This is a genomic window from Leeuwenhoekiella palythoae (assembly GCF_020310025.1).
GTDB classification, from domain to species: domain Bacteria; phylum Bacteroidota; class Bacteroidia; order Flavobacteriales; family Flavobacteriaceae; genus Leeuwenhoekiella; species Leeuwenhoekiella palythoae.
The window spans coordinates 3227974-3252474 of sequence record NZ_CP084318.1 but is presented as its reverse complement, the minus strand read 5'-3'; the positions used below and the strand labels follow the sequence as shown (position 1 = coordinate 3252474).

18 protein-coding genes are annotated in these 24501 nt (G+C 39.9%); 11 read left to right on the top strand and 7 right to left on the bottom strand.

From position 1 onward, the window contains the following. Positions 1–1548, bottom strand: coding sequence for a RagB/SusD family nutrient uptake outer membrane protein (locus LDL79_RS13900; protein WP_225598132.1), 1548 nt, complete (start codon positions 1546–1548; stop codon positions 1–3). Positions 1549–1552: 4 nt separating this feature from the next. Beyond that, positions 1553–4633, bottom strand: a complete 3081-nt coding sequence (locus LDL79_RS13895; RefSeq protein WP_225598131.1) for a SusC/RagA family TonB-linked outer membrane protein — start codon at positions 4631–4633, stop codon at positions 1553–1555. 249 nt (positions 4634–4882) lie between these two features. Here LDL79_RS13895 and LDL79_RS13890 point away from each other — a divergent pair, with 249 nt between their 5' ends. From LDL79_RS13890 to LDL79_RS13865, 6 genes are all read left to right on the top strand, one after another. Beyond that, positions 4883–5581: an NUDIX hydrolase gene (locus tag LDL79_RS13890; protein WP_167597415.1), complete on the top strand. Its 699-nt coding sequence runs from the start codon at positions 4883–4885 to the stop codon at positions 5579–5581. A gap of 129 nt (positions 5582–5710) precedes the next feature. After that, positions 5711–6616, top strand: a complete 906-nt coding sequence (locus tag LDL79_RS13885) for a MerR family transcriptional regulator (RefSeq protein ID WP_225598130.1) — start codon at positions 5711–5713, stop codon at positions 6614–6616. Positions 6617–6621: 5 nt separating this feature from the next. After that, positions 6622–8094, top strand: coding sequence for a phytoene desaturase family protein (locus LDL79_RS13880; protein ID WP_225598129.1), 1473 nt, complete (start codon positions 6622–6624; stop codon positions 8092–8094). Beyond that, positions 8091–8930, top strand: coding sequence for a phytoene/squalene synthase family protein (locus LDL79_RS13875; RefSeq protein ID WP_072979614.1), 840 nt, complete (start codon positions 8091–8093; stop codon positions 8928–8930). The genes LDL79_RS13880 and LDL79_RS13875 overlap by 4 nt, the downstream gene beginning before the upstream one ends. Position 8931: 1 nt before the next feature. Beyond that, the gene (locus tag LDL79_RS13870) at positions 8932–9381 is read left to right on the top strand and encodes a sterol desaturase family protein (RefSeq protein WP_225598128.1); all 450 of its coding nucleotides are present in this window, start codon (positions 8932–8934) and stop codon (positions 9379–9381) included. Continuing rightward, positions 9382–10092 carry a YqjF family protein gene (locus tag LDL79_RS13865; RefSeq protein ID WP_225598127.1) on the top strand — a complete coding sequence of 237 codons (711 nt, stop codon included), beginning with the start codon at positions 9382–9384 and terminating at the stop codon, positions 10090–10092. A gap of 2 nt (positions 10093–10094) precedes the next feature. On the opposite strand, the gene bshC is transcribed toward LDL79_RS13865, so the two are convergent. After that, positions 10095–11699 (bottom strand): bacillithiol biosynthesis cysteine-adding enzyme BshC, encoded by a 1605-nt coding sequence (gene bshC / locus LDL79_RS13860; RefSeq protein ID WP_225599980.1) that lies wholly within the window; start codon positions 11697–11699, stop codon positions 10095–10097. A 215-nt stretch (positions 11700–11914) separates the two neighbouring features. Here bshC and LDL79_RS13855 point away from each other — a divergent pair, with 215 nt between their 5' ends. From LDL79_RS13855 to LDL79_RS13840, 4 genes are all read left to right on the top strand, one after another. Then, on the top strand, positions 11915–14386 hold the full coding sequence (locus LDL79_RS13855) for a M14 family metallopeptidase (protein ID WP_225598126.1): 2472 nt from the start codon (positions 11915–11917) through the stop codon (positions 14384–14386). Between the two features lie 5 nt (positions 14387–14391). Continuing rightward, the gene (locus tag LDL79_RS13850; RefSeq protein WP_128755717.1) at positions 14392–14958 is read left to right on the top strand and encodes a mechanosensitive ion channel family protein; all 567 of its coding nucleotides are present in this window, start codon (positions 14392–14394) and stop codon (positions 14956–14958) included. Between the two features lie 5 nt (positions 14959–14963). Further along, complete coding sequence (locus LDL79_RS13845) at positions 14964–17822, top strand: M16 family metallopeptidase (RefSeq protein ID WP_225598125.1); 2859 nt, start codon at positions 14964–14966, stop codon at positions 17820–17822. A 64-nt stretch (positions 17823–17886) separates the two neighbouring features. Then, positions 17887–18888: a carboxypeptidase-like regulatory domain-containing protein gene (locus LDL79_RS13840; protein WP_225598124.1), complete on the top strand. Its 1002-nt coding sequence runs from the start codon at positions 17887–17889 to the stop codon at positions 18886–18888. Here the strand turns inward: LDL79_RS13840 and LDL79_RS13835 are convergent. Both LDL79_RS13835 and rimO read right to left on the bottom strand, forming a co-directional pair. Then, positions 18851–19291, bottom strand: coding sequence for a hypothetical protein (locus tag LDL79_RS13835; protein ID WP_225598123.1), 441 nt, complete (start codon positions 19289–19291; stop codon positions 18851–18853). The two genes, LDL79_RS13840 and LDL79_RS13835, sit on opposite strands and share 38 nt — an antisense overlap. Positions 19292–19323: 32 nt before the next feature. Continuing rightward, entirely contained in the window at positions 19324–20631 is a 1308-nt protein-coding gene (gene rimO, locus LDL79_RS13830; protein WP_225598122.1) for a 30S ribosomal protein S12 methylthiotransferase RimO, read from the bottom strand. 83 nt (positions 20632–20714) lie between these two features. Here rimO and LDL79_RS13825 point away from each other — a divergent pair, with 83 nt between their 5' ends. After that, positions 20715–21788 carry a serine hydrolase domain-containing protein gene (locus LDL79_RS13825; protein WP_225598121.1) on the top strand — a complete coding sequence of 358 codons (1074 nt, stop codon included), beginning with the start codon at positions 20715–20717 and terminating at the stop codon, positions 21786–21788. Between the two features lie 3 nt (positions 21789–21791). Here the strand turns inward: LDL79_RS13825 and LDL79_RS13820 are convergent, their stop codons facing one another. Beyond that, positions 21792–23438, bottom strand: a complete 1647-nt coding sequence (locus LDL79_RS13820) for an amidase family protein (protein WP_225598120.1) — start codon at positions 23436–23438, stop codon at positions 21792–21794. Positions 23439–23518: 80 nt separating this feature from the next. Further along, the gene (gene ftsY / locus LDL79_RS13815) at positions 23519–24472 is read right to left on the bottom strand and encodes a signal recognition particle-docking protein FtsY (RefSeq protein ID WP_167597429.1); all 954 of its coding nucleotides are present in this window, start codon (positions 24470–24472) and stop codon (positions 23519–23521) included. Between the last annotated feature and the right edge of the window lie 29 nt (positions 24473–24501).

Sequence of the window (24501 nt, the reverse complement as noted above, 5' to 3'; positions counted from 1 at the left end):
TTAATTAGCAGAGTTAGGAACTAAATTAGGATTACGGTCTAACTCACCCTGTGGTAACGGCTGGTATTCTCTACCGTTGGCAAAGGTGTCAAACTCATCATCATTAGCTTGTAACTGCGATAACCTTGAAGAATCTTCTAACCATCCCCAGCGCTTAATATCGTAGTAGCGTAACCCTTCAATGGCTAATTCGGTTACACGCTCGTGCGCTAATTGGTTCATAAACTGAGTCAAGTTATACCCCGCAAATTCTGCTTCTCTATCCGGAAGATTTGCACGATCACGCACACGCTGTACTTGTGCCGCTGCAGTAGGAATATCACCGGTATTCGCAAGACATTCAGCATACATTAACAATACATCTGCAAAACGAATCACGTGGTAATTAATACCAGCGGTAAACGGATCACCTCCTGAATTTGCCAAAGTATATTTTGCGATATAATTCAAGTTTCGGTCTAAGAAATAATCACGACCGTAAGCTTGTGTAAGACCTTCTTCTTCGTTGTAGCTTAAGATAGTTGCCGCATAACGTGGATCTAAATTTCCGTCTACGGTTCTTTCTGATGATAATTCATCAACTAAAAACTGCGTAGGGAAAAAGTCATAGAAATCAGCTCCTGAATAGGTAGGTGCCAAAGCAATAAACTGTCTCCAGTTCACACTAGGATCACCACCCCAGTTGAAAACCGAATTTAAACTCTGTGTGAATTCAGCCCAAAAAATGCGACCCGGATTTGCCGCTTCTACGCTAGGATCCTGTGAAAAAAGATCTTGGTAATTCGCAGCTAGATCATAGCGTTGTGATTCAACAACTGTTCTAAAATAGGCTAACGCAGCATCATAATCGCCTTGATATAGCTTTAATTTACCCATTAAAGATTGTGCTGCACCTAAAGTCGCTCTACCTACGTGACCACTATCTGCACCACTAACTGAAGTATAATCTGCCGGTAAACTTGCGATAGCTTCAGTAAGGTCTGCCTCTACTTGCGCATAAATAGTAGCTTGAGTCACCTCTTGATTTGAAGGAAAGAAATCATCTTCACTTTTAGGAACACTCAATACTAAAGGAACATTATCATAAATGTTAGTTAGATTAAAATATGCCAAGGCTCTTAAAAAATAAGCTTGACCTAATAACCTACCTCTCAGATCTTCATCCATCTCTTCAATCAACGGTATATTCTCTAAAGCCTGATTGGCACGGTTTACCGTGATATAGTACCCCTCATAACACCAGCCTACAGCATCGTCTGTACCGGGAACTGTGAAATTACTGGTCTGTTGTAAGAAAGCCCACGGACTTCTAGATTTAGTTTCATCGCTTCGACCGTCGCCAATAACCGGCGTCATACGCTGGTACAAGCCGTCTATGATCAACGTATTGTATATCGCATCTACCGCAGCTATCGCCTGATCTTCATTGGTATAGTACGCATCAGCCGCCAAGCGGTTTGGGTTTATGATTTCTAATTCATCACCACAGCTGTAGAACAAGCTTGTGGTAAGCGCAATTAGAAAAACTTTTATCGTGTGTTTTTTCATTTTCTTAAAATTTTAATTGAGCACCAAGCATTGTTGTTAATGGTCTAGGATAAGTTCCGTAGTCAAAACCAGGGCTTAATACACCTGCTTGAAAATCTGGGTTATATCCTTTATAGCTTGAAAGAACAGCTACATTTTGAAGCGTCACATAAAAACGTGCACTTGACATATGAATGTTTTCAACAAATGTATCTGGCAGTGTATATCCTAAAGAAATCGTATTGATTCTAAAGTAATCTCCTTTTTGCAACCATCCCGGTCTGTTAGAATCTCTACCGTTGTTGTTAGGATCTAGGAATACCACTCTAGGCACTGTAGTATTTGTATTCTCTGGAGTCCAACGATTTAAGATATCCTCGTGCCAGTTTGTATATCCCGTTGTTGGCATCAAGCCTTTGTACAGGTTACTGTTGATGTAATTTCCGCCAGCTCCCTGACCAAAGATCGTGAAGTCAAAATCTTTGTAACGTGCTGAGATGTTGATACCGTAATTGAACGTTGGAAGTGCGCTACCTAAGAAAGTTCTATCTTCGTCTGTAATGCTTCCGTCGCCGTCAAGATCTCTAAATCGAATATCTCCAGCAGCAGTTCCGGGAGTTTGAAATGGTGCATTATCAACCTCTTCCTGAGATTGAAAAATTCCATCATAAACCCATCCGTAATGCTCTCCTAACGATCTTCCTACCACAGTACGAGCTCCGGTAGATGAGATCAAATCAAGACCGCCAATATCCAGAACTTCGTTGTTTACGGTATAAAAGTTTGGCGCAACTTCAAGATAGAAATCTCCAAACTGCTTTCTGATCACTGCAGAAAGTTCAATACCACTGTTTTTGATCGAACCTGCATTAGTAAGCAACTGTGAACCGATAGAACCATTAGAGATCGGGATTGGCACATAAGTAAGTACATCGTTTGAAGTGTTTGAATAATATTCTGCAGTAAAATCAACACCGCCATTAAACAATGTAGCATCAATTCCTACACTACGCGTCACACGAGTTTCCCACTTGATATCTTGATCAACAAGTGCTGTAACTGCCGCTCCTATTGCGCGACCGTAAGCAAAAGAATATGGGATACCACGGTTGATGGTGTTTTGATACGCGTAATTCAAAATTTCTTGGTTACCTACTTCACCAATACCTCCTCTAAGTTTTAAAGCAGTAATGAATTCAGGTAATTCAAATTCGTTGTGAATTTTCCAACCTAAACCTACAGAAGGGAAATAATCGTAGCGCAATTCTTCTCTAAATTTTGAAGAACCGTCACGTCTGATATTTGCAGTAAGCAAGTATTTATCATCAAAGGAATAATTCACACGACCTAGTAACGAACTGATCGCTGAGTTCTGAATGTCGTCATTAACACTGAAGTTTTCAGCATTTACCAGGTTCTTTACATAAGGCGCCGTTAAACCAACACCGGTTGCAGAAACATTGCGCGCATTAAACTTCTGGTAGGTTTGACCTGCCAAAACAGTAAGGTTATGCTTACCAAATTCTTTAGTCCAGTTGATCGTATTCTCGATCAGGAACGAGCTACTCTTTCTTGAACCATACTGCAGTTGTGCGGTAGGGTTAGGAAAGAAATATCCTAAATCGTATTGTGGAACAAACAATTGATCCTCAATATCTGTATTATCATACTGAAGGTTTGTCTTTAATTTTAAACCTTCAATAGGCTCAAACTGTGCATAAAAGTTCGCTAAAACACGATTTACTTTGGTTTGATTTTCAATAAGCGTATTGATACCAGGAACGTTAAGTGTGATCGACTGATGAATTGTAGCATCTGCTCCACCAAAACCTCCTAAGCGATTAGGATCGTAAACAGGAATGGTTGGCGCCGCTTGCAATAAGTCGTTTACCAATGATGGTCGACCACCTGGAAGTCCTATTGTAGTCGTATTGAATAATGGGTTTTCGTCAGAGTGTACGATATATACATTCTCACCAAAATTGAATTTACCCACTTCGGTATCAGAATTCACACGGAATGAATATCTTTTATAGTCAGGTCCAGAACCTACAAGTGTTCCTTCATTGTCTAAATAGTCTAAAGACACAAAGTAGCTTGTCTTCTCAGATCCACCAGAAATATTAAAGTTATGGTTCATGATATAACCATCTTTATATCCTTCATCCTGCCAGTCTGTATCAATATCATCTATATACAAATCTGAACTAGGATCATTACCAGGGGTCAAAGGCTGTCCTGCATTCGTTAAAAGTTCGCTGTTGATCATTTGGTATCCTTCACGATCCAACAAAGGAAGTTTTTGAGTAATGGTCTGAATACCATAATACGAGTTTACCTCAACGGCAAACTTCTTCCCTTTAGCACCGCTTTTAGTAGTGATGATCACAACACCGTTTGCAGCACGGTTACCATAAATAGCACCTGCTGTAGCATCTTTTAAAACCTGAATAGACTTTATATCATTCGGGTTGATATCACGTATTCCTCCAGAGATAGGAAAACCGTCTACAACATAAAGTGGCTCTGCGCTCGCTCCTTGGCCAAAGGTTGATACCCCACGAATTCTAACGCTAGGTGAAGCACCCGGCTGACCGTCACTGGTAATAGTAACCCCGGCAACGCGCCCCTGCATCATTTGTGTAACATCATTAGAAGCCTGCTTGGTCATTTCTTCAGTATCCACAACACTAACGGCTCCTGTTAAATCAGACTTACGCTGCGTACCATAACCTACTACAACGACTTCGTCTAAGGAGGATAAAGCCTCTTCTAGCGTTACGGTAAGCGAGGTCTGCTCACCCACAGTTATACGTTGCTCTTGAAATCCTAGATAGGTAAATACTAATACATCGTTTGCGCTAGCTTCAATTGAAAAGTTACCGTCAAAGTCTGTTACCGCACCAGTAGTGGTTCCTTCAACCAGAACATTCACTCCGGGAATAGGCATATTACCGTTTGAAGACAGGACGGTACCTGTAATGGTCTTGCTTTCTTGTGCTTGAGCACTCATAATGGGTGCCAAGACAATTGCGAGAAGAAATATCCCTTTCTTAAAGAGGTATTCAAAAACGCAAAGACAATCATAAAGTTTGTTTTGCTTCATGTGAACAAAAGATTAAAAGTTAATTATAAGTGTGTATTTTACATTTCCAAATGTAAGTAAAGATATCTCAATGAAACAAATTTATTTTAAGAAAAATTTAAACTTTAGCAGTTGAATATTTCAAAACAACATTGCGATAACGATTTTTTATTATTGTATTCTTAACATTTATTTTATTTTTACCCTTATTATTACATTTGCGACGGTTTAAATTCAACCTTTAATTCAGCCCTGTTAACCCATTTTAAAATGACAGATCAACTCAATAATTACAACTCTGAAGATAAAGTGCTGCTTGCAGTAGATTGTATAATCTTTGGTTTTGATCAGGAAGACCTAAAAATTCTTCTAATTAAAAGGGACTTTGAACCAGAAAAAGGCAAGTGGTCGCTTATAGGTGGGTTTTTAAAAAACACAGAGACTTTAGATGACGCCGCAAACCGTATCCTGCACCACCTTACGGGATTTGACAAAATCTATATGGAGCAGCTTTATAACTTTAGTAAGGTAGATCGTGATCCTGCTGAGCGTACCCTGTCTGTCGCCTATTATGCACTCATTAATATTGAAGACCACGACGAGCATTTAATAGAACAATATTCAGCGCAATGGTTTAGTATAGAAGAGGCGCCTTCACTCATTTTTGACCACAACGAGATGGTACGCAAAGCTATTCTTCGTTTACGTAGACGCGCTATTTCTAAACCTATAGGTTTTGAATTACTTCCCGAAAAATTCACAATGCGCCAATTACAAAAGCTTTATGAGTCTATCCTAAATGAAAAGCTCGATAAACGCAATTTTATCAATAAGGTAAATGGATTGGATGTATTGGTTAAACTAGAAGAGAAAGACATGTCTTCGTCACGCAAAGGTTCTTATCTCTATCAGTTTGATAAGGAAAAATACGATCGAAACGTTGAAGACGGAATCACGTTTAAGATCTAAGATCATCCCATTTTATACCGTATAGCCTTTCTTAAAGCAATGCTAAAGTTTCTGTTTTGTTGAAGTTTTTACCAATTCTATTAAACAAAACTGTACATTTGAGTAGATTAGAATACGCTAGATCTACTTATGAATACGGTCAAGACAAATTTTAGCATTAAAGATTTAGAAAGCTTTGGCGGCATTAAAGCCCACACCATACGTATGTGGGAACGCCGATATAATCTTCTAGATCCAGATCGTACCCCCACAAACATTCGCACCTATAGTTTAGATGATTTGCAAAAACTACTCAACGTCACGTTTTTACTAGATCACAACTATAAAATTTCTAAGATCGCCAAAAGGTCAAGTGATGAGATTGCATCGCTAGTGGCTGAGATCGTTGAAGAGCAAGATCTGGGCGCCAACCATCACGCGATCAATTCGTTTAAGATTGCGATGATGAATTTTGATCAACGTTTGTTTTCCCAGACGTATAATCACTTGCGACAGACGCTTGGCTTTAGTGAGCTCTTTTTTTCGGTATTTATTCCGCTACTAGAAAAAATTGGTTTTTTATGGCAGGCAGGGGTGGTCAATCCGGCGCACGAGCATTTTATATCTAACCTTATTAAACAGAAAATACTACTCAATCTTGATGCTTGCATCAACACCGTTGAGCAAAAATCTGACAATCTTTTCGTTTTGTTTTTACCCGAAAATGAAATTCACGATCTGGGCTTAATGTTCTTGAATTATGAATTAGAATCGCGCGGTCACAAGTGTGTTTATTTAGGGCAAAACATTCATATCGAAAATTTAAAATACATCGTAAAGACGCATAATAATCCGCATTTTGTGTCCTATCTCACGGTAAATCCTTGCGATATGGGAGTAGCCAAATTTGCTGAGCATTTCAACAAAACAATAGAAGAAGAACACATTCCGCTTTATTTATTAGGTAGAATGGTTCAAAAAATTGAACAGCAAGAAATGCCCGAAAACGTCAAAATTATTAAATCTATAGAAGCTTTATCCGCTGTACTTAACTAAACTGTATGCCTAAAAAAATTACTATTCTTGGATCTGGATTTTCTTCACTTGCCGCTGCGAGTTACTTAGCTCAAGCCGGTCACGAAGTTCATATCTATGAGAAAAATGCCACTTTGGGCGGTCGTGCACGACAATACAAACGCGACGGATTTACCTTTGATATGGGACCTTCTTGGTATTGGATGCCAGATGTTTTTGACCGCTTTTTTGCCGACTTCGGTAAAAAAACCTCAGACTTTTACAACATAAGTAAACTTGACCCGGCGTATCGTGTGTATTTTGGCAAGCACGATTCTATTGCCATTGGCGATTCTTTAGGCAAAATCAAAGAAACTTTTGAAGCTATTGAGCCCGGGAGTGCACAAAAATTGCAAGACTTTATTGACGATGCCGGAAACAACTATGAAGTTGCTATTAAGGATTTGGTGTATAGACCGGGCGTTTCTCCGCTGGAATTAGTAACTCCACAAACGATAAAAAAGATAGGAAGCTTTTTTAGTACCATCAGTCGCGATGTGCGCAAGGTATTCAAGAATCCTAAACTAATTCAGATTTTAGAATTTCCGGTTTTGTTTTTAGGAGCGAAACCTAGTGATACTCCCTCCTTTTATAGCTTTATGAATTATGCTGATTTTGGAATTGGCACTTTTCACCCAAAAAATGGAATGCACGCTGTTATTGAAGGTATGATTACTTTAGCGGAATCTCTAGGAGTACAGATGCACGCCAATAGCAATGTGGAGTCTATTGTCACCGAAAATAATACCGCAACCGGGATCACTGTTAATGGAAAAACCATTAAAGCCGATATTGTACTTAGCGGTGCTGATTATCACCATACCGAAACACTTCTGCCAAAGAATTTAAGACAGTATTCTGAAACATATTGGGATAAAAAAACCTTTGCGCCCTCTTCTCTCCTATTTTATGTGGGATTTGATAAAAAGCTAGAGCACGTTAATCATCACACGTTATTTTTTGACACTGATTTTGACAAGCACGCCATAGAAATCTACGACAAACCTAAGTGGCCAGATGCTCCATTGTTCTATGCCAATTTTCCATCAATCAGTGATAAGGCGATGGCGCCAGAAGGTAAAGAAGCCGGGTTTTTCTTAATTCCACTCGCTCCGGGCTTGCACGATACTCAAGAATTACGTGAGGAGTATTTTGACCGTATCATCAATCGTTTAGAAGAACTTACGGGGCAATCGGTTAAAAAAAATATTATATTTAAAGAGTCCTTTTGCGTAAAAGACTTTGTGGAGCAGTATAATTCTTATAAAGGCAATGCCTATGGTCTTGCAAATACCTTATTGCAAACTGCATTTTTAAGACCAAAACTAAAAAGTAAAAAAGTTGCTAATTTATATTTCACAGGTCAGTTGACAGTTCCCGGACCGGGAGTACCACCTGCCTTAATTTCCGGTAAACTAGTGGCCGGTCTAATAACTAAAAATGACAAGAAAAAGAAATGAAACAAATTTTTGACAACGTATCGCTAGCTTGCTCAGAGACAGTCACGCGCTCCTACAGCACGTCTTTCTCCACAGCTACAAGAATGCTCGCTCCCAGCATAAGGCAGGACATACATAACATTTATGGCTTTGTGCGCTTTGCCGATGAGATCGTAGACACCTTTCACGCCTACGATAAGGAAAGCCTTTTTAATCGCTTTGAGGCTGATCTGGAAAACGCTTTAGAGGAAAAAATTAGTCTAAATCCTATTCTAAATTCTTTTCAGCACACCTTTCATACGTATAATATTGAGAAACATCTGGTAGATGCTTTTATGAATAGTATGCGCTTAGATCTTTCAAAAAGTAAATATTTAACCGAAGAAGAATACAAAAATTACATTTACGGTTCGGCAGATGTTGTTGGGCTGATGTGTCTAACGGTTTTTGTTAAGGGAGATCGAGAAAAATATGACGAACTCAAAGACTGTGCTATGAGTCTGGGTTCGGCATTTCAGAAGGTAAATTTTTTAAGAGACTTAAAAGCTGACCACGAAGAATTGAGTAGAACGTATTTTCCAAATACGAATCTCAACGAACTCGACGAGGCTTCTAAGCAAAAAATTATCGTAGAAATCGAAGCTGATTTTGCAAAAGGTCTTGCGGGTATTTGTAAATTGCCGGTAGAAGCAAAATTTGGCGTTTACACTGCCTATCGCTATTACCGTAAGCTTTTAAGCAAGTTAAAAAGTACGCCGTCACTTGAGATTAAAAATGCACGCATACGCGTTCCTAATTATGTAAAGGCCTCTTTACTTGCCCGCAGTTATGTAAAGTACCGCCTAAATCTTATTTAACATGCAAATAGCACTCTGGATTCTCGTATTCTTACTCACCTTTACCCTTATGGAATTTATGGCGTGGTTCACCCATAAATATGTTATGCACGGGTTTTTATGGTCGTTACACAGAGATCATCATCATAAAGATCACGGCTCTTGGTGGGAACGCAACGATTTTTTCTTCATCTTCTACGCCTTGATCAGTATTGGCTGTTTCTTATTATGGCAATATGAAAATGTATGGATTGGTCTTCCTATAGGACTTGGTATTTTTGCTTATGGCGTGACGTACTTTATGGTACACGATATCTTTATTCATCAGCGCTTTAAACTTTTTAGAAATGCCAATAATTGGTATGCAAAAGGAATTAGACGCGCGCACAAAATTCATCATAAACATTTAGGAAAAGAAGAAGGAGAATGCTTCGGGATGCTCCTTCCGCCAACGAAATATTTCAAAAAGTAAATGAGTTTTCTTACCGCTTCGTGGAAAAAGCTATGTTTTGCGAATTACGCGATCGATCCTGAAATTCTTTTACCCTACGTTCCCGCGCATACCGAACTTGATTTTTTTGAAGGGAAATGCTACGTGAGTCTCGTAGGTTTTCTTTTTGATGATGTCAAACTCAAAGGCATTACAATTCCTTTTCATAAGCGCTTTGAAGAAATCAATCTTAGATTTTACGTTAAACATTTTGACGGAAAACGATGGAAACGCGGTACCGTGTTTATTTCAGAAATCGTACAGAAACCGGCAATCGCTTGGGTAGCAAACACGCTGTATAACGAGCAATACAGTGTATATAAAATGCACTACAAACACGATTTAAATCACGATGAGAATTTCTTCAGTTATGGCATTGAGCTCGAAGAGCAGTGGCAGCTCTTTCAGGTAGCGACTGCTCCTGAACCCACAACTTATGCTCCCGGAAGCATCACCGAATTTATCACCGAACATTTCTGGGGCTACAGTCGTAAATCAGCAACGGAAAGTTGGGAGTACGAAGTCAAACATCCGCTTTGGAAAGCCTATGACGTACTCGATTATGAGATCATTTTTGATTTTGAAAAGCTGTACGGAGAAGCCTTTGCTGAACTCGCAACCAGAGATCCTGACAGCATTCAATGTATGGATGGCTCTGCGATTAGTATAGAAGGTAAAAAACTGATCAAATAGTATTATTGCGTTACTACTGTAAAGCGATAATCTAAAGGATCTAAAGCTTCAAATAACTGCGGAATCAATCCTTTTCCGTAGTGCAGATAAAACTCTGAAAAGTTGGTCACACGCTCTTGCAAGTTTTCCTGCGGAAACAACTCGTTCTGAATACTCGTAAAGCGCTTCACGTGATCACTTAATTTTTTCTTTTGTGCTTTTAACAGCCGCTTTTCTAAATGCTCTAAGCCTTTAAGTTGCTTTACTTCCTGAGCTTTTACCGCTCCTAAAAAAGAAGCATCAGTCTCTTGTGCGATGCTATACATTGCTTCAAACTGCTTGACTAAATGTTCTTTTTGCGGAGTAAAATCAACATCAATATTTGAGATTCGTCTTATTTTGCGATTTACAAGATCATTCTGGCTTAAGAACAATTCTTCAATAGAAAGATCCAGTTTGTGTAGCTTTTCTTCTTGTTTCTCGGTGATCAAAACCGCCGAATTACGCAACATCAGCATAGGAAAAGGAACTTCAACCTTATCAAAAAAGCTTTTCAACTCTAACCAATAAGCGATCTCTCCTCCTCCACCTATATACGCCAGATTAGGTAAGATCACCTCTTGATACAGCGGTCGCATTATTACATTAGGACTAAATGCTTCGGGTCGCTCAGCTAATGCTTCTAAGAGTTCATCTTTAGAGAATGCTATGTCGGTATCATTTACAAAATATCGTCCTTCTTTCTCAATAATACGCTCCCGAATTCCTTCCGCCAGATAGAATAAATTGATCTCCCGCGGATTCACCTGAACGCCATACCCTGCTTCTTCCAGCTTTTCAGCTTGTGTTTGCACCGCATCAAAAGCAGTTTGCGATACCAACTCGTTTTGCATATAAGGCGCAAAAATGCGCTTTAAATCGGCATCATCCCCATCAACAATCACCAGACCATAAGCCGCAAATAAATCGTTAGCAAGGTAACGTGTAGCTTCGGTAAGCGTGTTGTGTTTCAGATAGGCATCTTCAAACAATTTGCAAAGATCTCTAGCCGCGTTTGTGTTTCCAAATTCAGCACAAATAAGCTCATAAATTTGCTCTAGCCCTTCAGTGTTTAATTGCCCAACCGCACCGCTATCATTGTCGGTAGTATCCGGTCTATTCCATTGAATTTTTTTCCCGTGAATTCTAAAATAGTTGATCTCTTCAAAATCGTGATCCTCAGTCGCCATCCAGTAAACAGGAACAAAATCTTGCTCAGGATAGGCTGCCTTTAGCTTTTTAGCCAGATTGATCGTACTAATGATCTTGTATAAAAAATACAACGGGCCCGTAAATAAATTGAGTTGGTGCCCGGTAGTTACCGTAAAAGTTTGTGGTTCTGACAGCAAATTGATGGCCTGCGTTACCTCATCACTAGAATTTAGATTCTGATATTGACGGTGTAAGGCTTTTACGAGAGTTGCTCTATTTTCAGTTGAAAACTTCTTATCTGCGATCTGCTTTTTAAAATTTTCTAGATTCGGAAAATACCCATAAAATGATTTTAACTCCTCTTTCTGCTCCAGATAATCACAAATCAACTTTGAGTAGTAACCGGTATTTTTATAAGGTATATGCTTTACAGACATTGATAAAGGTTTCAAAAAAAAACTGATTAGGAAATTCCTAATTTATCGCAGCAAATTTTACTTTTTAAGTTATTTAAACTGCTATAATTAACAATCACAAAATGATTGCAAAACTACTAGTCTCAACTGAGTTTATGCCACAAATTTACGTTAATTCGCAGACATCACTTAATCACAATTTTAGTAGATTTACCTCTTACTAACCCTATAATTGTATGCACAAGTTTACTTATCTTTTCGCTTTTCTTTTTTCTATTCTTTCCGTAGCTCAAGACTTAAAATCACCTGAAGAATTTTTAGGTTATCAAGTTGGCACCCAATTTTCAAGACACGCAGATGTTGTGGCCTATTTTAAATATGTCGCAGAACATTCTGATTGGGTTACGTTTGATGAATATGGAAAAACCAATGAACGCAGACCATTAACCTATGCCGTGATCACCACGCCCGAAAATCAGGCGAATATTGAAACGATACGTACTAACCAACTTAAAAATGCCGGTTTAACTGATGGAAGCGCTTCGCCTGATAAAGCGATCGTTTGGCTCAGTTATAATGTGCACGGTAACGAGGCTAGTAGCACCGAAGCTTCTATGCTTACGCTATACGAACTGATCACCACTAAAAAAGATTGGCTTCAGAATACTGTGGTAATCATTGATCCTTGTGTCAATCCTGATGGACGCGATCGCTATGCCAACTGGTACAATAAAGTTAAAGCTACACCGTATGACACCAATCCTGATGCGGCTGAGCATAACGAACCGTGGCCAGGCGGGCGTACCAATCATTACCTTTTTGATCTAAACCGCGACTGGGCTTGGGCGACTCAGGTGGAGACCCAGCAACGTTTAAAAGTTTATAATAAATGGATGCCGCATATTCACGTAGATTTTCACGAACAAGGGATCAATAGTCCTTATTACTTTGCTCCGGCTGCTGAACCTTATCACGAGATCATTACGCCATTTCAGTTTGAATTTCAACGTGAAATAGGTACGAATAACGCAAAATACTTTGATGAAAACGGATGGTTATTTTTTACCCGAGAGGTTTTTGACCTTCTCTACCCTAGTTACGGGGACACTTACCCTACTTACACGGGAACCATTGGGATGACGTATGAGCAAGCTGGTGGTGGCCGCGCAGGCTTAGGAATTGAAAAAGCAGACGGTACCATTCTTACGTTAGTGGATCGTGTTGCGCATCACTTTACCACCGGACTTTCTACAGTTGAAGTTGCTGCGAAAAACGTTGAGCGTCTAAATACTGAATTTAACACGTATTACAGCAATCCTGACGTTGAGTTTAAAACATTTACGCTTACCGGCGAACTTGATCATCTCAATGCCCTTGCAGCTTTGTTAGACATTCACCAAATTGAATATTCTTTCATCGGCGCAGGTAAAGCATCAGGCACCGCTTATGGCGATGCTGATAAAACTTCGCTGAGCTACCCAAAAGCGATAACACTAAGTACCGATCAGCCTAAAGGAAAACTAGTACACGTTCTGTTTGAACCCGAAGCAGTTCTGACCACACCCCTAACTTATGATATCACCGCTTGGAGTTTACCGTATGCTTATGGTTTAGATGCTGTTGCCAGTACTAAAGCTGCAGCATCGGCTTCAGAATATATTGCTTCATCTATTCAAAATTCAGTCTCTAAAAGCGCAGCAGGATATATAGCAAAATGGAATAGTATGGGTGACGCACGCTTTTTAAGCGCCTTGCTTCAGGCAGGCATTAAAGTGCGTTTTACAGAAGAAGCCTTTACTAACAGCACAGTAAATTATCCTAGCGGAAGTTTGATCATCACGCGTAGCGATAACCCTTCAGAAAATTTTGATACTGATCTAGTGGCGATCGCTAATGAGTTTGAGCGCTCAATTACCGCTGTACCTACAAGTTTTGCGACTGCGGGTCCAGACTTTGGTTCTTCTGCTGTAAAGCTTATTAATAAAGCAAAAATTGGCGTGCTTACCGGCGAGCAAACTTCTTCATTGAGCTACGGTGCTACTTGGCATTTCTTTGAGCAGCAATTACACTACCCTGTTACTGCTATAGATGCTTCAGATTTAGGGCGCATCAATTGGAGTGATTATGATGTTTTAGTCTTGCCTAGCGGAAGGTATAATTTTGGTGATAATGTGCTACAAGATTTAAGAGCTTGGGTACGCAGTGGCGGAAATCTAATCGCTATTGATAACGCGCTACGTGTATTTGCAGATCAGGAAGGATTCAATCTAAAAACTGCGATCACCGAAGCGCCAAAAGACACCATCACCGCGAAAACTATCGCTTATGCAGATCGTCAAAAAGAAAGCGCTAAAAACCTGATCAGTGGTAGTATTTTTAAAACCAATATAGATACGACACATCCATTAGCTTTTGGATATTCAGACACCTATTACAGCTTAAAAATAGGTAGCGATGCTTATGCGCTTTTAGATCGTGGTTACAATGTAGGCTATTTAGATGCTGAACCTAAACGCGTATCTGGTTTTGCAGGCGAAGCAGCTTTGAAAGGTCTAAGCAACAGTTTAGTATTTGGCGTAGAACCTATGGGCCGCGGAACGATCACGTATATGGTAGACGATCCTCTTTTTAGAGCCTTCTGGGAAAATGGAAAACTATTCTTTGCAAACGCCTTATTCCTTAATAACCCCAATAATTACAGAAAATAAATACCTTGACTCCACTCGAATTCAAACTTATTGAAAGCCTGATTCTCCTATTTGTTTTAGGCATTATTCGCTACGTCGTTTCAAAACTTATCGTAAGCAGATACAGGCGTGCTAATTTTGATATCACCCGCAAACAACTCACTATAAAGGTCCTGAACATTCTCTTCTTTATGGTGCTAGGGTTTTGTCTGGCGGTGATCTGGGGACTTTCGGGACAAGATGTAATTGCCGGAATTGGATCTGTAATTACTATTTTAGGAGTTGCCTTTTTTGCGCAGTGGTCATTGCTTTGCAATATCACTTCCGGATTGATTTTGTTTTTTAATCATCCGCTAAAAATTGGTGATTACGTAGAGATTGTAGATAAAGATTTCCCAATGTCAGGGCGTGTTGAGAATATCACCTTATTCTTTCTGCACCTGCGGAATAAAGACAACCATGTTTATACCTTATCTAATACCATTGTTGTTCAAAAAACGATGCGTATTATGAAGCCGGAAGAGTTTTTTGAAGAGATCGAAAAATTGGAAGAAGATAAAAATACACCGGGTGCCGAAAGCGCTCTAGATTAACTACTATGAAAAATACTTTTTTATACCTATTGCTCCTGAGCTTTAGTTTTATCGCATGTGATCAAGAGAAAAAAACTAAGCCTGAACCTAACACGACTGAAACCGAATTTAAAGTTGATTATGAAAAATATACCCTAGACAATGGTCTGACGGTAATTTTGCATAAGGATACTTCAGATCCCGTGGTTGGTGTTGCACTCACGGCACACGTAGGATCTGCACGGGAGAAGGAAGGCCGTACAGGTTTTGCGCATCTTTTTGAGCACTTACTTTTTCTAGAATCTGAAAATTTAGGAAAAGGTGGTCTTGACCAATTGAGCGCACGCGTAGGTGGTAGCGGCGCTAACGGCTCAACCAACAGAGATCGTACCAACTACTTTCAGACTGTGCCTAGCGATGCCCTAGAAAAAATCATTTGGGCAGAAGCTGATAAATTGGGCTATTTTATCAATACCGTGACTGATCCAGTTTTGGCTAAAGAAAAGCAGGTCGTAAAAAACGAAAAGCGCCAAAGCTATGACAACCGCCCTTATGGTCACGAGCGTTATGTGATTCATAAAAATCTATATCCTAAAGACCATCCTTACAACTGGCAAGTGATCGGTTCTTTAGAAGATTTGCAAAATGCAACCCTTGCCGATGTCAAAGAATTTTACAACCGTTGGTATGTTCCTAATAATGTAACCTTGACTATTGCCGGAGATTTTGATACAGCACAAACTAAAGAATGGATCCAGAAGTATTTTGGTGAAATTCCTCGTGGCGAAGCCATAGCGCCTCTCGAGAAACAAATTCCGCAGCTTACTGAAAACAAGAACTTATATTACGAAGATAATTTTGCCCGCCTGCCTCAACTTACAATGACTTGGCCGGCAACTCCGGAATACACTAAAGATTCCTATGCGCTAGAAGTTTTAACCACATACTTATCTGACGGAAAAAAAGCGCCGCTTAATACGGTACTTATTGACGAACTTCAGCTAGCTTCTAACCCTAGAATGTATTATAGCGGCTCAGAACTCGCCGGAGAAATCAGCTTGAGCGTACGCGCCAATTCAGGTGTTGATCTTGATTCGGTTAAAGTAGGAATCGATCAGGCTTTGGCACTTTTTGAAAGTAACGGAATGACCGCAGAAGATTTGGAACGTATCAAAGCAAAACAGGAAACCCGTTTTTACAACGGCCTGAGCAGCGTTTTGGGTAAAGGATTTCAGTTGGCACAATATCAAATTTTTGCCGGAAGTCCGGGCTATATCAATGAAGACATTAAGCAAATTCAAAAAGTAAGCCTTGAAGATGTTCAGCGTGTTTATGAAGCCTACATCAAAAATAAAAACTATGTTGTAACCAGTTTTGTCCCAAAGGGTGAAGCAACACTTGCCCTTGCTGACGCTCAGGAAGCTGAAGTTGTAGAAGAAAAAATTGTAAACGGCGCCGAAGAAACTTTTGATCCTTCAATCGCTGCCGAGTATGAGCGTACCCCTTCTTCTTTTGACCGCACCGTTGAGCCACCTTACGGCGAAAGTCCGCAGCTTAAAGTTCCTGAAGTTTGGGAAAAAGAATTAGAAAACGGACTCAAAATCTATGGGATAGAAAATACTGAAGTTCCGCTTATAAATTTTGCGATAACAATCGCCGGTGGTCAGATCAGCGAGCCTGAGAATCAAAGTGGAGTGGCTAATCTTACTGCAGAACTTCTTACTAAAGGAACTCAAAATAAAACTACAGCGCAGTTAGAAGAAGCGCTAGATATATTGGGTGCATCGGTACGGGTCTATGCTGGTCAAGAAGCCACAACCCTAAGCGGAACCACACTCGCACGAAATTTTGATAAAACGATGCAATTGGTTTCTGAGATGCTTTTGACTCCGCGCTGGGATGCTGAAGAATTTCAGATAGCGAAAAAAAATGTACTCACGAGCTTAGAGCAGCAAAAAGCAGATCCCGGCAGTATCGCTGATCTTGCTTTTGCTAAAGCGATCTACGGCCCAGATCATACACTGTCTAAGAATATTCTTGGCACAACTGCTTCAGTTGAAGCCTTAAGCCTTGAAGACGTAAAGCAATTTTATGAAACCTATGCTCCTAATCTTTCTACTATTGAAGTAGTAGGTGCTCTTGACGAAAGTAGCATTACTAATGCCTTGACTCCATTAACCCAAGAATGGAAATCAAAAAATATTAGTGTAAAAATGCCTATTGTGCAAGCCAATTTAGAGCGTGGAATGGTGTACTTTATTGACGTCCCCGGAGCTAAACAATCACAGTTGAGATTTGGCTATGCAGCACTTTCGGCTAAAGATCCTGATTTTCTTCCAGCGCAAATGATGAATTATCGCCTAGGTGGTGGTGGTTTTGCAAGTGAACTTACACAGATGTTGCGCGAGACCAAAGGCTACACCTATGGTGTGCGATCTAGATTTGCAGGTTCTGCCCTCCCCGGTCCATTCATCGTGAGCAGCGGAGTTCGTAGTAATGTAACTGCAGAAAGCACGCAGCTAGTTAGAGAGATTATGCGTAGTTATGCTGAAGATTTCGATGCAGATGACTTAGAGTTGACTAAAGGCTATTTTATTAAAAGTAATGCTCGAAGTTTTGAAACTCCATATGCAAAACTGGGCTATCTTACCGAAATCGCGACGCTTGATTTTGAGCCTGATTATATTTTAGATCAGCAGGAAACCGTAAAAGAGATTACACTAGACAAGATCAAAGAACTGGCAAACACCTATGCTGATCCTGAAAAACTCATCTATGTGATTGTAGGTGATGCTAAAACCCAACTTAAAAAAGTGCAGGATTTAGGACTCGAGGTGAAGTTAGTAAACCAAAATCTTGAGGCTCAAGAAGCTTTGAAGAAATAAAGCTTTATTTAGATAGATTTGAAAACTATTATTGTAGTTTTATAACTGCAGTAATAGTTTTTTTATGCATTATCGTTTCCTCTTGCTGGTAATTCTTTCGGGCTCTTTATTTGGTCAACAACGTTTAGAGGGCTATGTGTACAGTGCAAAAGACTCTACTGTTTTAGAAGCTGCTAGTATCTATTTTGATGGTACAACCGTAGGCACCATTACCAATAAAAATGGACATTACAGTATTCCGGTTCAAGAAGGCATTACGAGTCCTTTAGTGATCACGATGATGGGCTACGCTCCTGTCTACCTTAATAAATTTGCAAATGGCGCAATGCCCCCCGTTTACCTTTCTGAGAAAACCGAAACCTTAGATCAGGTATTTTTAGAAACCGATCCGTGGTCGAGACAACGTAAACTTGACGTTTTTAGAACGCAATTTCTGGGGAATTCACCCGAAGCACAAAAGTGTCGCATATTAAATGAAGATGCGTTAGGGTTGCACTACAGTCCGTCAAAACTGAAGCTTTCCGCTTGGGCTAATGAACCGCTTATTATAGAAAACAAGCATCTCGGATACACCATAAGATACACCTTGACTGATTTTTATGTGGCTTACGATAAGGGAAGGTCTATACAATATCCTATTATGAATATGGTATATTACGAAGGATTCAGCTTTTTTCAGGAACTGAAAGAAAAAACACGTAGAAAATATTTAAAGAATCGGGAAGATTCTTACAATGGCTCTGTATTGCATTTTATGCGCGCTTTGGCTCAAAAGCAATTACACGAAAATAACTTTAGAATATTTTATAAGAAGTTTGAAACCCCGCCTTACCTACATTTTGAGTTTCGAAAAATTTTAGATCGTACTTACGTTAAGCTTGATGTAGAGACTTTAAGCATTCTCTATGACAATGCGGAGCAATCTTCACTAAAAGCGAAAGAAACTTTTGTTATTGATGCTTTTGGCAATCATAGCCCGCCCAGTGCTGTTATAATGAGTGGAGCAATGTCATACCGAAGGTTTGCGTTTACGCTTCCGCTAGATTATAAGCTTCAGCCTCAGTAAGCGCGCCTTCCACAAAGTCCTTTTTAAAAAACTCCAGATCTTCCGCTTTGAAATAATCAAGATCTAACATTTCGCCATCGCCCAGTCCGGCATTTATGGTAAGACTTTTATCGGTTAATTTAACCGATTTAATTGCGCTACGTTTAAACTGAACGAATTTAGATTCAGGGCTTTTAAAAGCTAAAATGTTATCATTCCACTTTATGATGGAAAAGTAATTGCCTTTATACGCTTGATAGCCAATAGTGCCTAACATAACGACGCCAACGAAAATATAACTCCAAGAAACTAAAGAAGACTCCTCATTAAATTGTGGGATGATACCCATTATCAAGTAAAAAAGCCCGTAAACTATCAAAGCATTGCGCTGCTTTTTATGAATTTTAGATGTGATCGCTTTCATTTCTAGGAATATATATTCCTAAAGATAACCTTTTATTTACTTACCGGCGCAGCGTACAGATCAAAATCTTCTGCATCAGTGATAGTTACAGTTACATATTCGCCCGTTTTCAAATAATGCTGAGTAGCATCTATAAGCACTTCGTTATCTACATCTGGTGAATCAAATTCGGTACGGCCTACAAAGTAGTTTCCTTCTTTTCGGTCGATGACGATGCGGTATTCCTTTCCTATTTTCTCCTGATTCAATTCCCAACTAATTTGCGATTGTATCGCCATAATCTCATTAGCACGTTCCATTTTTACCTCTTCCGGAATATCATCTTCAAGAGTATAGGCGTGGGTATTTTCTTCGTGTGAATAAGTAAAACAACCTAAACGCTCAAAACGCATCTCTTTTACCCAATCGCGCAGCAACTCAAAATCTTCTTGAGTTTCGCCGGGATAACCCACGATCAAAGTAGTTCTGATCGCCATTTGCGGCACTCTTTCTCTAAAGGTTTTCAGCAGTGCATTAGTCTTTTCGTAGGTGGTTCCACGACGCATCGACTTTAACAATTTAGTCGAAATATGCTGCAACGGAATATCTAAGTAAAAACACACTTTTGGCTCCTCATTCATCACATCAAGCACATCCATCGGGAAACCGGTAGGAAATGCATAGTGCAAGCGAATCCACTCAATCCCTTCGACCTTTACTAATTCGCGTAATAATTTTGCCAACGCACGCTCCTTGTACAGATCTAGTCCGTAATAGGTTAAATCTTGTGCAATTAGAATCAATTCTTTAATCCCGTTTGCAGCAAGTTTTTCAGCTTCAGTTACTAAATGTTCAATTGGCGTACTCTTGTGTCCTCCGCGCATTAACGGAATCGCGCAAAACGAACAAGGGCGGTCGCAACCTTCAGCAATTTTTAAATAAGCGTAGTTTTTAGGCGTGGTGGTAAGACGCTCGCCTATCAATTCGTGCTTGTAATCTGCACCTAAAGCTTTTAGTAAACCTGGCAATTCTGTAGTCCCAAAGTACTGATCTACATTAGGAATTTCCTTCTGCAAATCGGGCTTATAACGCTCAGAAAGACAGCCTGTAACAAAAACTTTATCTACTACACCATCTTCTTTTTTCTGCACATAGTCAAGAATGGTATTTACAGATTCTTCTTTAGCATTAGCGATAAAACCACAGGTATTGATCACCACCACATTACCTTCTTCCTCGTGCACCACCTCTTTGTTGTTTGCACGTAATTGGCCCATCAACACTTCACTATCATAAACGTTTTTAGAACAACCTAAAGTCACCACGTTTATTTTATTCTTCTTAAGGGTTTTAGTACGCATAATGCTCTTTATTTTGGGGCGCAAAGATACGGTATTTTAAGGCTTTTATATCTTAAATTAGTGGATTCTTAAACCTTCTGACTATGAGAGCTTTATTTTTTATGCTGATGGTATTAGGGTTAATCGCTTGTTCTTCTGATGAAACCAATGCTCCCGAAAATCCTACAGATGAAACGCTTTATTTTCCGCCGCTAAGCGGAACGGAGTGGGCCACGAGCGATCCGACCGACCTAGGTTGGAATACCGCTAAAATGGCTGAATTAGAAAGCTTTTTGACTGCAACGCATACCGAAGCATTTTTGATACTGCATAACGGAAAAATCGCTTATGAAGCTTACTTTAATGGAAAAACAGCAACGGATGTTTTTCCCTGGAATTCCGCCGGAAAAACCCTGACGGCTTTTACAGTCGGCATTGCTGCTCAGCAAAATTTACTGGATCTTAACGATAAAACCACCGCGTATTTAGGCCGTGGATGGACCTCCATGTCCGCAGAACAAGAAGACGCTATTCTGATCAAAAATCAACTCACGATGACTTCGGGAGGTGATTTTACCGCTGAGAATACCGCGTGCTATGATCCTGAATGCTTACAATTTAAAACTGCTCCCGATACCGAATGGTATTACTATAACGCATATTATACCTTGCTTCAACCAGTGTTAGATGCTGCAACATCCAACGGTTTTGAATCTTTTTTTGAAAATGAATTAAAGACTCAAATAGGTCTCGATGGGCGCTGGGTAAGCTTAGGTTATAACAACGTCTACTTTAGTACGGCCCGCAGTATGGCGCGTTTTGGTTTACTTAATTTAAGTCAAGGAAACTGGGATGGAAACCAATTGCTAAATAGCGCATATTACAAGGCAATGACCACCACATCTCAAGAACTCAATCCGGCTTATGGATATCTCTGGTGGCTTAATGGAAAAGCTCGTTATAAACTTCCGGGTTCTACACAAACCTTTTCCGGAAAACTAATTCCAAACGCGCCTGTTGATCTCATTGCCGGTTTGGGCGCCAACGATAAAAAGCTTTACGTGATTCCCAGTAAAAAAATGGTTATTATAAGATTAGGGCCGGCAGCCTATTCTGAGGATTTAGGCCCTACTTCTTATGATAATGATTTATGGAGTGTATTGAATGAGGTCTTTTAATTATTACTCTTCAAAATCCGCCGGTGTTTTACGCATGTTTGAAATTTGCTCGTACGCATACGCGAGTTCTAAAAGCTGTGCTTCAGATAAGGTAGGAGCAATAAAGGTCAATCCCATAGGGCGGTTATCTTCTTGATAGCCCATAGGCACAGTAACTGCCGGATATTTTGCCACAGCCGCGTAGCCCGCCATATAATTATTGATAGATAATACCGCATCAAGGTCTTGGGCTTTCATAGGTTCGTCAAAAAAGCGTCTTCCATTACGTTCTAGTGTATCTTTTATGGCTGTAAATTCTTCCGTTGAAGCAGAATCTGCAAGCACACCGTATAACAGCTTCTGACCATAAGGCATTCTGATCAAAGAATCTTTTTTATTGAATCCTGTGATATCCTTAAGATCCTTCACCGCCAGATTCTTTGATCCATAATTGGCAATATATGCCGGTAAATCCTTCTGCATATCAAGATTGAGAACACGCGTAAACTGCGGTAAATCAACTTCCGGACGTTCAATAGGTATTAATGTGGCTCCGGCTTTTCGCAACGCTTCAACAGCTTGCAGATAAAGCGTATCATCATAATTGGTATAATAGCCTAGACGCTTTTCGCTTAAATAAGCAGACGCCTCTACATCTTTTAATCCGTTTACATAATCAGTGGATGCTGCTTTTAAATTAACAGCGGCCGCATCGTCTTCGTCAAGACCGGTCATTGCCTGTAACAAGATCGCATTGTCAATTACACTGCGGGTCATAGGTCCAGGTGTGTCTAGCGTGCTAGATATAGGAATGATCCCGCCGCGAGATAATAAACCAATTGTTGGCTTCAGACCTACAACCGAGTTTGAACTGGATGGTGAAAGTATAGAACCACTGGTTTCTGAACCTACCGCTGCAACCGCAAAATTAGCAGCCATTGCAACGCCACTACCCGAACTAGAGCCACCAGTGTCATGTATTTTTCTTCCGTAGGGATTTAAGGTTTGTCCGCCCACTGCCGAATAACCGCTTGGGCAGTCGCCACAAAAGAAATACGCCCATTCGCTCAAATTGGCTTTTCCTAAAATAAGCGCACCGTGCTCTTTAAGCTTTTGAGTGATAAAAGCATCACCGGTGTCATTATCCTCAAAAACCACTGCTCCCGCAGTAGTAGGCATATCTGCTGCATTGATGTTATCCTTCAGCAGAATAGGCATTCCATAAATAGCATATGGATCTAAGTCATCTGCACGGTTCTCATCTAATTCGCGGGCCTGATCCAAAACTTTAGGATTTAACGCTATAACAGAATTTAAAGACAAGTCGTTGTTGCGGTCGTATTTTTTAATTCGGCTTAAATAAAAAAGAACCAACTCTTCATAAGTAAGTTGACCCTGAGCCACAGCCTGTTGAATTTCAGGAATGGTCTTCTCAAAAATAAAAGGCTTGAGTTGATCGTATTTTGTTTTGGTAAACGTCTTCACTTCAAAATTAAACGGCTTCCAAAGTGCTTCAGCATCTAAGACTTTAGAGTCTAAAACGGCATATTCGCGTTCTTGAACAGTAGAGTCATTTAAGGTCTGAGTTGCTTCTTCAGTAGAAGCATTTGAAGAGGTTTCTTTACAGGAAATTAAAAAGACAAGACTTAATAGAAGTAGTAGTTGTTTCATAGGGTGCTTAAATTTCACCCTAAAATACAAAAAGGCATCTCACAATTGTGGATGCCTTCTTATTTAATAGTGTTTAGCTGCTAATTTCTAAAAAATGAATCAACAAATTCAATTTTATTGAAAACCTGTAAATCATCAATTCCTTCTCCTACACCAATGTATTTCACCGGAATTTGAAACTGGTCGCTAATACCAATGACAACACCGCCTTTTGCGGTTCCGTCTAGCTTGGTAACAGCAAGCGAAGTCACCTCTGTAGCCGCTGTAAACTGCTTAGCCTGCTCAAATGCATTTTGACCTGTAGAACCATCCAAGACCAATAAAACCTCGTCAGGAGCATCATCGATCACTTTCTGCATCACACGTTTTACTTTGGTCAATTCTTTCATCAAATTGATCTTATTATGTAAACGCCCGGCAGTATCAATGATCACCACATCAGCATCCATCTTTACAGCGCTCTGTACGGTATCAAAAGCCACCGATGCCGGGTCACTTCCCATCTGCTGTTTTACGATAGGAACATCTACCCGGTCAGCCCAAATTTGTAATTGATCTATCGCTGCGGCTCTAAACGTATCTGCCGCACCAAGAACCACCTTAAGTCCTTTCTGCTTGAATTGATGTGCCAGTTTCCCGATGGTTGTAGTTTTCCCTACACCGTTTACACCAACTACCATAATCACATAAGGCTTTTTAGCAGGAACGGTAAAATCTGTAGCGTCACCGGTATTGGTCTCGCTCATCAAACCTGCGATCTCTTCTCTTAAAATAGTATTGAGTTCTTCGGTCCCTAAATATTTATCGCGTGCCACACGAGCCTCGATCCTGTCAATGACCTTTATAGTGGTCGCAACGCCCACATCGCTTGAAACCAATACTTCTTCAAGATCGTCAAGCACCTCATCATCAACCTTGCTTTTACCGGCAACAGCTTTACCTAACTTGTTTAAAAAGTTAGCATTGGTTTTCTCTAGACCTTTGTCTAAAGTTTCCTTTTTTTCCTTTGAAAATATTTTTTTGAAAAAACTCATCGTATTTAAGATGCATAGTTAACAACGCA

What these genes read in the sequence shown, in the direction of transcription:
- LDL79_RS13885 (WP_225598130.1), top strand. Translation starts at nt 5,711, where the DNA reads ATGAATACGGTCAAGACAAATTTTAGCATTAAAGATTTAGAAAGCTTT.
- rimO (WP_225598122.1), bottom strand. Translation starts at nt 20,631, where the DNA reads ATGCGTACTAAAACCCTTAAGAAGAATAAAATAAACGTGGTGACTTTA.
- LDL79_RS13875 (WP_072979614.1), top strand. Translation starts at nt 8,091, where the DNA reads ATGAAACAAATTTTTGACAACGTATCGCTAGCTTGCTCAGAGACAGTC.
- LDL79_RS13900 (WP_225598132.1), bottom strand. Translation starts at nt 1,548, where the DNA reads ATGAAAAAACACACGATAAAAGTTTTTCTAATTGCGCTTACCACAAGC.
- LDL79_RS13890 (WP_167597415.1), top strand. Translation starts at nt 4,883, where the DNA reads ATGACAGATCAACTCAATAATTACAACTCTGAAGATAAAGTGCTGCTT.
- LDL79_RS13855 (WP_225598126.1), top strand. Translation starts at nt 11,915, where the DNA reads ATGCACAAGTTTACTTATCTTTTCGCTTTTCTTTTTTCTATTCTTTCC.
- LDL79_RS13820 (WP_225598120.1), bottom strand. Translation starts at nt 23,438, where the DNA reads ATGAAACAACTACTACTTCTATTAAGTCTTGTCTTTTTAATTTCCTGT.
- LDL79_RS13865 (WP_225598127.1), top strand. Translation starts at nt 9,382, where the DNA reads ATGAGTTTTCTTACCGCTTCGTGGAAAAAGCTATGTTTTGCGAATTAC.
- LDL79_RS13870 (WP_225598128.1), top strand. Translation starts at nt 8,932, where the DNA reads ATGCAAATAGCACTCTGGATTCTCGTATTCTTACTCACCTTTACCCTT.
- bshC (WP_225599980.1), bottom strand. Translation starts at nt 11,699, where the DNA reads ATGTCTGTAAAGCATATACCTTATAAAAATACCGGTTACTACTCAAAG.
- LDL79_RS13825 (WP_225598121.1), top strand. Translation starts at nt 20,715, where the DNA reads ATGAGAGCTTTATTTTTTATGCTGATGGTATTAGGGTTAATCGCTTGT.
- LDL79_RS13835 (WP_225598123.1), bottom strand. Translation starts at nt 19,291, where the DNA reads ATGAAAGCGATCACATCTAAAATTCATAAAAAGCAGCGCAATGCTTTG.
- LDL79_RS13845 (WP_225598125.1), top strand. Translation starts at nt 14,964, where the DNA reads ATGAAAAATACTTTTTTATACCTATTGCTCCTGAGCTTTAGTTTTATC.
- ftsY (WP_167597429.1), bottom strand. Translation starts at nt 24,472, where the DNA reads ATGAGTTTTTTCAAAAAAATATTTTCAAAGGAAAAAAAGGAAACTTTA.
- LDL79_RS13895 (WP_225598131.1), bottom strand. Translation starts at nt 4,633, where the DNA reads ATGAAGCAAAACAAACTTTATGATTGTCTTTGCGTTTTTGAATACCTC.
- LDL79_RS13840 (WP_225598124.1), top strand. Translation starts at nt 17,887, where the DNA reads ATGCATTATCGTTTCCTCTTGCTGGTAATTCTTTCGGGCTCTTTATTT.
- LDL79_RS13880 (WP_225598129.1), top strand. Translation starts at nt 6,622, where the DNA reads ATGCCTAAAAAAATTACTATTCTTGGATCTGGATTTTCTTCACTTGCC.